Annotated in this window: 8 protein-coding genes and 1 pseudogene; 8 read left to right on the forward strand and 1 reads right to left on the reverse strand. The window is 33.8% G+C overall.

Going from position 1 to position 7,433, the window contains the following annotated elements:
* Window positions 1–68 precede the first annotated feature (68 nt).
* From JUJ52_RS16590 to JUJ52_RS16625, 8 genes and pseudogenes are all read left to right on the forward strand, one after another.
* Window positions 69–1,052 (forward strand): ABC transporter ATP-binding protein, encoded by a 984-nt coding sequence (locus JUJ52_RS16590; protein ID WP_121604762.1) that lies wholly within the window; start codon window positions 69–71, stop codon window positions 1,050–1,052.
* The gene (locus tag JUJ52_RS16595) at window positions 1,030–1,803 is read left to right on the forward strand and encodes an ABC transporter permease (protein WP_026682516.1); all 774 of its coding nucleotides are present in this window, start codon (window positions 1,030–1,032) and stop codon (window positions 1,801–1,803) included. The genes JUJ52_RS16590 and JUJ52_RS16595 overlap by 23 nt, the downstream gene beginning before the upstream one ends.
* A gap of 164 nt (window positions 1,804–1,967) precedes the next feature.
* A complete protein-coding gene (locus tag JUJ52_RS16600) occupies window positions 1,968–2,555 on the forward strand; it encodes a hypothetical protein (protein WP_226983490.1) in 588 nt (195 codons plus the stop codon).
* Window positions 2,556–2,621: 66 nt separating this feature from the next.
* On the forward strand, window positions 2,622–2,828 hold the full coding sequence (locus JUJ52_RS16605; RefSeq protein WP_226983491.1) for a hypothetical protein: 207 nt from the start codon (window positions 2,622–2,624) through the stop codon (window positions 2,826–2,828).
* A gap of 682 nt (window positions 2,829–3,510) precedes the next feature.
* On the forward strand, window positions 3,511–4,017 hold the full coding sequence (locus JUJ52_RS16610; protein ID WP_051388428.1) for a matrixin family metalloprotease: 507 nt from the start codon (window positions 3,511–3,513) through the stop codon (window positions 4,015–4,017).
* Window positions 4,018–4,032: 15 nt separating this feature from the next.
* Window positions 4,033–4,650, forward strand: a complete 618-nt coding sequence (locus JUJ52_RS16615; protein WP_051388429.1) for a hypothetical protein — start codon at window positions 4,033–4,035, stop codon at window positions 4,648–4,650.
* A gap of 22 nt (window positions 4,651–4,672) precedes the next feature.
* Window positions 4,673–5,113 carry a DUF4362 domain-containing protein gene (locus tag JUJ52_RS16620; RefSeq protein ID WP_051388430.1) on the forward strand — a complete coding sequence of 147 codons (441 nt, stop codon included), beginning with the start codon at window positions 4,673–4,675 and terminating at the stop codon, window positions 5,111–5,113.
* Window positions 5,114–5,309: 196 nt separating this feature from the next.
* Window positions 5,310–5,827: pseudogene (locus JUJ52_RS16625) on the forward strand (transposase); the annotation flags it as partial.
* Between the two features lie 572 nt (window positions 5,828–6,399).
* Here the strand turns inward: JUJ52_RS16625 and JUJ52_RS16630 are convergent.
* Window positions 6,400–7,433, reverse strand: a 1,034-nt coding sequence (locus JUJ52_RS16630) for an IS4 family transposase (protein ID WP_228089049.1), incomplete at its 5' end; no start/stop codon positions are given.

Here is a 7,433-nt window from a genome sequence, read left to right on the forward strand (position 1 = left end):
TTTCAGAACATTCGATATAATGATAAAGAGGCAAGGTCGTATAATAAAAAGCAGAAGGGATGGTGAAGATGGAAGCCATAATTGAAGTAAAAAACCTTAAAAAGGTCTATAAAAAAAGAAAAACGAAAGAATCTCTAATAGCTGTAGATGATATTTCATTTTCGGTTAATCGGGGAGAGATTTTGGGTCTGTTAGGTCCAAATGGTGCAGGAAAGTCTACTATAATTAAGATGATCTGTGGACTTCTTATTCCAGATGATGGCTCTATTATAGTAAATGGCATTAACACCCAAAAGAAGCGATTGGATGCGCTACGCCATATAAGCGCAGTACTTGAAGGGAATCGTAACCTGTATTGGCGTCTATCAGTAAAGGAAAATTTAGAGTATTTTGCTGGAAATAGAGGACTTTCTAGTAAAGATATTGCTGAACAAATTGAAGGCCTTTTGACCAAGTTTAATCTAAAAGACAAAGAAAATGAATTAGTGAATCGACTTTCGCGCGGAATGCAGCAAAAACTTGCCATTGCAGTTGCAATGCTTGCAGATAGCGAGATTATTTTACTGGACGAACCAACTTTAGGACTTGATATTGAAACAAGCTATGAGGTTCGCGAACTATTGAAGTCAATTGCCAAAGGGTATAACCGAACTATTATTATCAGCTCTCATGATATGGATGTCATTCAAGCTATTTGTAACCGGACTATTGTTATTAACTACGGAAAAGTAGTTGCAAATGATAATGTGGAAAACCTACTACGTTTGTTTGAAGTTCGCTCCTACAAGATTCAACTAGGTGATCATTTGACTGATCGGCAGTATAAGATGTTGGTAGAAAAGTTTCCAGGGCTAGAATACATACCAGATTCCATACAATCTACAATCGAGGTTGATCTAAATCATAGTAAAGAAATTTATGATTTGTTTGATGTATTGAAGCTTGAGCATATCCCGGTTGAGACAATTGATAGACAAACAGTTAATTTTGAAGAAATCTTTATGAAAATTGTAAAGGGAGAGAAAGAATATGCGATGGTATATCCTTCTTAAGACAAATGTTCGTAAAGAGTACATAGAGCTAAAACGCTATCTACCTAATACCATAGCTATGCTACTTACTTTTTATTTCATCTTTTTAGCAATGTTTTTAGGTATTCAAGTAATTGGGGATCCGGGTACTCAGGATGTAAACACGCAATATATTATTGTCAATTATGTTTTTTGGTTTTTGACGGTAATGGTTATAAATCAAATTGGCTTTGATATCATCAATGAATCCATGCGAGGTACACTAGAGCAACTTGCTATGTCACCTATGGGGATATGGAGAATCATGACTGCTAGACTTGTTGCCACAACAATACTGAATTTTATAATTGTCGTTATATTATTACTCATGTCTATGCTAACTACCGGACAATGGCTAAATATTGATGTGGTGACTATAATCCCAATTCTAGTATTGACACTTTTTAGTATGTATGGGCTAGGCTTAATTATTGCAGGTATTTCAATAGTGTTGAAACAAGTACAAGCTTTTCTCCAAATTTTACAGTTTATTTTAATGGGGTTAACGTTTATTCCATTATCTGTTGCACCTATCTTATCTTTCTTTCCATTTGTAAAAGGTGTGGATTTAATGCGAAGTGTGATGATAGAAGGCTTAACTTTATCCTCTATAAATTTGGGGGATATAGCAATATTGCTTATTAATGCGATTATTTACTTTACTTTAGGCTTAGCAACCTTTCTTTGCTGTGAACGGATAGCAATGAAAAAAGGATTGCTGGCACAATACTAACAGCTAAAATCAGTAAGTAAATAAGATAGAAGAAAAACTAGAATGCAGCCAAATGTATTTTAGTTTTTCCTGTGTCCTTTATTATGAAGGCGGAAAAGTAAAAGGTAAATTTATTTCAAAAGATAACGGTAAAACATGGGAATTTTCAATGGAGGTACAGCTGAATGAAGCGAAATAGCACGAAACAAAAATGGATAGGCTGGATATTATTTCTTTTTACAATTGCCTTTTTTTGTTTACAAATAGGATATTTGATTGTTCACGATAGATTTCAAGTAGAGTATATTGATAATAGATTATTTTATATGATTAATATTGTCTGTGTGGCCTGTTTATTTCTTGCAAATATTCTATTGCTGCGAATCACTAAACGATTCAAAATAATAGGTTCTAGTATCATATTCCTATTTATCGCTGTTCATGTAGTACTTCTAGTAGACAGTAATAAACAAGTTAACAATATAACAAGTGTTTCACCTGACTTTAAACATGTACTATCTATTAAAAAAAATGTTGAGAGTGGATCAGCCGTTTACTATAGGTCGTATTTTGGTATTTTAGCTCGTCCAAAAGATAGCTTACCAGCCGAGATAATTGGCGATTTTAAGGTAGATTGGTTAGCTAAAGATATCGCAGCCGTTACTTATAAAACGGCAGACAACTCGATACAGCAATTTATAGCGACATATGGGGATCGAGGTGATGGTACAAGCTATTATTATGTTGGCGCACAAATTCACGGGAATTGGTAAGGTGATAACATTAAAGTAGTTAGTAACCAAGAAGGGATCTCTGTTACACAAGCTAATCAAACAGAATTGTTTACATGGGACACTATTGAACAGTTTGGTACACTTGCAGTTGTTTTGAAGAAAAATAACGAAGCAGCTTGGACCATTTCTTTGAACGAGAATTTTGAAGTTGATTCTGCTGCTTCCCAATCAAATGTTGGCAATATTCGTTTATATAAAGCAACCTTAGAAGAAAATCAGCCAATTACGCTCCACTATAAATCGTCAAACTAAAATTAATTGTACTATTAGTGATCCCTACATTACTTTTTAGATGTAAGTGTGCTACGTAATACGTAAGATTATATATAAATATTTGTTGCACCTTGTTAGGATGAATTATAAAATAACCAGAACGATTAACGGTCTAAGCTCTATGACAAACAGGGCAAAGGCCAATTAATCGTTATTTTTTTGAAACCAATTGGAGTTCCATTATTATCATAAACTATACTTTTATCAAACAAGATTTCTAATACTTTTGCAAGATCTTCTACTTCTTTTTCATCATAATTGTCAGCTTCAGAAGCACTTGCAGAAATACTACTTACATTTGTAATTAAAAATCGTTCAGAAACAGACAGGAACCTACAAAGTGTTGATTTATGGCTAACTACACGCTTTTTCGTAGTTGGCCATAAACTACAGTTTGTGGTTATCGGCTGTTTTAGAGGGAAGCGAGAAGCCATAGAGTTGTAAGTTAGCGTTCTTTGATAACTTACAACTTATGTGCAGACCTTTAGGCAACCCCCCTAAAAAATTTAATTTATTTGATTATTCTTGCAGGTTTGAAAAATTTTAGGCAGAAGTTATTATATAGGTTATTAATGTCGAAATTAAAAAGAAAGGGGGAATAGCCCTTCATTACCACGACAATAACCTTAATAAATGTTCTACTTTTAAAGGAGGAATTAAAATGAATAGAAAGAAAGTTATAAAGATATTGGCAGCACTTTTTATTTTACTATCAATCCCCACTTATTCTAGCGCATACGTACTTAATGGAAAATCTTTATCAAATAGATTAGATGCTTATTATTGGATAGATGGAGATTTCAATAGTAATAGAAGAGAAGTTTTATATGGCATATTAGCATGGAATGACACAAGCCAAATACAATTCAGAAAAGAAGCCGGGGTTCCAGGGGGCGGGGATGTAATGGTAGAGTATGTAAACTATTATAACGGCGATATTTATGCTGTTAGTAAAGGACGTGGGCATATTATGGTTTATAAAAAATGGAAAAACATAAGTTCATATACACAAAGGAAAGAAGTCATAGTTCATGAGGTAGGTCATGAAGCAGGTTTAGCTCACACCCAAAAATCTAACAATAGTATCTCTGTAATGCGCCAATACGGTTTTAATAATAAAGCATATCCTTTATCAGACGATAAAGCTGGACTTCGAGCTAAATATTAAAAGGGGGTAAAAGTTATGAAGAAGATTACTAGTGTTTCGCTTATCCTAATATCTTGTCTAACAATAATGGTTTTTATAATTAGTAAATCGAATGAAGAAAAAAATATTATTCAAGGTAAGTCTTTAGATAATCTTTCCACAACTGAGACTTTAGTATTTGAAGCGAAGACAGATGGATTTGAGTCACTAGATGAATTAGAAAGTAATTCAAAAATCATTCTACGAGGAAAGAAAATAGGAGAAGAAAGTCCAGTAATTTATAGATCGGAAGTAGACGGTTCAGTAGCAGGTGGCTATACAGTAACTAACTTTAAAATATCAAAGGTATATAAAAATGAAACAAAAAATAAGAAGATTAAAGAAAAAGAAGAAGTTAATATAGCAGAAAATAATTTTTTTGATAAAAAAACAAACAAAACATACAGTTTTAATGGATATAAAAAAATGAATGTGAATGAAGAATATCTTTTATTTTTAACACCAGAACAAGATGGAGTATTTGCTACAAGAGGAGTCACTTTTGGTAAAATACCTTTAGAAACCAACAAAATTGAAGTTTTAAAAGACACAGAAGAACCTCTATCTTTGAATTTGCAAAAAATATTTAGTGAAGCAAGAAACCAATACAAATAATTTAAGTCATGAGGGAGATAACGTGAGAAAAACTATACAGTTAGTAATTATACTTTTAGTGAGCGTAAACATTATAGGTTGTTCTCAATCTTCAAAATATGATTCAAAAGAAGCGATAAAAAAGGGTGACGTTGTATACAGTGGAGATAACGTATACAACCTAGATATTTTTTTAAAATTTCTAGATAATATTCATAGCAATAAAAAAGATTCTATTCGAATAACTAGTTATACGAACGAAGGAGACCCTATATTTCAGGACTTGAATTTTGATGGAAATGTAATAAATTATAGTTATGATAATAGGTATGATGATTATGGAGGGGGTGACGTAGGAGTAAAAAAAGACGATTGTGAAAACATAAAGAAAGAAAGAAAGAAAGATGGAAAAATAGAATATTTCATCGTAGGTTGCTCAAAAAAACCTAATGATAGTTACTTACTTATTCGTACAGATGAATAAAAATAAACTTGAAGCATGATAGGTTGTTTACCAGAGGATATACAAATCTTCAATGTATTTTTAATCATAGATGTAAGCTAGCATAAATGCAGGAGTGTAATATTAACTGTGTAAGTAAGAAATGCGTACGGTTTCTTACTCACACAGTTGTTTTTATTTGGTAAAATAAAAACATAAAGCTAAAGGAGTGTTTTAAATGGGAAAACCTAAAAGAGATCCTAACTCCGTAGAATTAGCTAACAAGATTATTGAACAGTATCAACCAAAGTCTGTAGAAGGTTATGCAACATGCATTAAAGGACATATTTGGGCTATGGATCAAAGGAGAAAAAGAAACAAACAATAAACGGAATGGGTACGGAAAAAAGACAGTCAAAACGACTGCTGGCGAAATGAATATTGCCATACCTCGTGACCGTGTCATTTGAACCACAACTTATTCCCAAGCGCAAAAGAAATGTTTCTGCCATCGAGGATAAAGTCATCTCCATGTATGCAAGAGGAATGTTCCAGCGAGATATTTCGTCCACTATCGAAGATGCCTATGGTTTCTCTGTGTCTCATGAAATGATATCCGAAATTACCGATACAGTGCTTCCTGATTTAGAAGAGTGGCAAAGTCGCCCTTTAAGCAACTGTTATCCTTTTGTGTTTGTAGATTTCCTTTATACGACGATACGTAATGACTATGAAACAAAGAAATACGCTGTTTATAGGGGTGGTGTCAGCTTCGCTGGCACTACCCCTACTGCAAAAAGGATATTCAATAATCATTATCATCACGCAATAGAGGTTGTGAATTTGCATTCCTATAGGAAAGGTGAGGTATCAAAGATCATAGAAGAATTAAATATCCTTTTGATCAAATAAATATTCCTTTAGCTTTGTATACAGAAAAACCCAAGTTAGTAGATTACTACGAACAACATGGATTTATAAATTATGGAAGTTGTGGAGTTCATAGAGAATATTTTATGGTTAAATGGCCAGAGTCGTTATAGAACATGGAGAACAGAGGTTTAATGCTAATAGACATTACCAGCCTTTAGACCATTAAATAAGACTTAAACCAATAACATAATCCAAATTCCTTAACATACAAGAATTTGGATTTATCTATATAGAAATTTTCTTAGCGTACAAAATTTCCGAAATGGTGGCAGTACCCCATGCCCATCAAGCTAGCATTCATGAATGGGTAAAATAGAGCCGTTTTGCAAAGTAATGTCTATGCTACTGAAAAAAAAGCATACCAAATAAGCCTGATACAAGCTATTTTTTAAAAATTACGCTGCTTTCTTTTGGCACGTGGTATACTGATAGACAACACCCAATATATCAAAGACTGTTTTTTTCTCGTATCGGTGAGACTTTCGCCCGTTTTTCTGTAGGATGGCAAATAGGCGAAACAGGACCTTTGATAGCTCTTGGGTGCCTTTTTGTATCGATTGAAACAGTAATACAAAATAATCTTTAATGATATAAATGGCTTTATATTCGCTAAGTTCTTGTTTTTTCTTGGTGAGAAGTAGCTGCCGCATTTGAAACATGGTGGAAGAACAAAGGAGGATAGCGATGAGTTGACCATAGAGATGACATTCTAAACGCTCTTTTTTGATTTCTTTACAATGATCGATTTCAAAGAAGGATTTCCATGACTTAAACAGTATTTCAATTTGCCAACGTAAAGAGTAAAGATCGTGAATGTGTTCCGTTGGAACAACTTCGGGTGATGCATTGGTTATGTATACATTTATCGCACTCAATCGTTTACTCCGTTCCTTCATAACAATCCCTTTCTTTTTCTCCTTTACCGCATGATTTTCCAATCGTGTTCGGGTTTGCTCTTCCGTAAGTCGGTGGATAATGACTCTAGTCGGCAGCTTTTGATTTTTCCCAATATAAACATCTGAGATTTCATGGGTTTGTCCTTGCTTTAATTGATGCATGATCTCTTCCATATCTAATTGAATATATTCGGTTTGTTTTTTGAGTGTTCCATTTTTGAAGTATTCAGGATTAGGGTTCTTTAGATAAACCCGAGTGTTTAATTTTAAACGAGAGATATAAGAAGCGCCCTTCTCGTCCATCTGATGGAGGTCATTGAGGTCAAAATATCCTAAATCACGTATACATAAGTCACCTGTTTGTACCGTCTGTAAGCATGTGGAACCGTAGGTTCGATCATTTTCTTTACCTGGACCCGAATGAACATGGAGGAATTGGCCACTGAGAAGATCATATTCCAGTTGAATTTTCACGCCAGCCGTATGGCTACTTCCTCCAGATCCTTGATAGGTTTTAGCAAAAACATCGGCAA

Origin of the sequence: Virgibacillus sp. AGTR, assembly GCF_016919725.2 — a bacterium.
GTDB lineage: Bacteria > Bacillota > Bacilli > Bacillales > Amphibacillaceae > Virgibacillus > Virgibacillus salarius.

What these genes read in the sequence shown, in the direction of transcription:
- JUJ52_RS16590 (WP_121604762.1), top strand. Translation starts at nt 69, where the DNA reads ATGGAAGCCATAATTGAAGTAAAAAACCTTAAAAAGGTCTATAAAAAA.
- JUJ52_RS16595 (WP_026682516.1), top strand. Translation starts at nt 1,030, where the DNA reads ATGCGATGGTATATCCTTCTTAAGACAAATGTTCGTAAAGAGTACATA.
- JUJ52_RS16600 (WP_226983490.1), top strand. Translation starts at nt 1,968, where the DNA reads ATGAAGCGAAATAGCACGAAACAAAAATGGATAGGCTGGATATTATTT.
- JUJ52_RS16610 (WP_051388428.1), top strand. Translation starts at nt 3,511, where the DNA reads ATGAATAGAAAGAAAGTTATAAAGATATTGGCAGCACTTTTTATTTTA.
- JUJ52_RS16615 (WP_051388429.1), top strand. Translation starts at nt 4,033, where the DNA reads ATGAAGAAGATTACTAGTGTTTCGCTTATCCTAATATCTTGTCTAACA.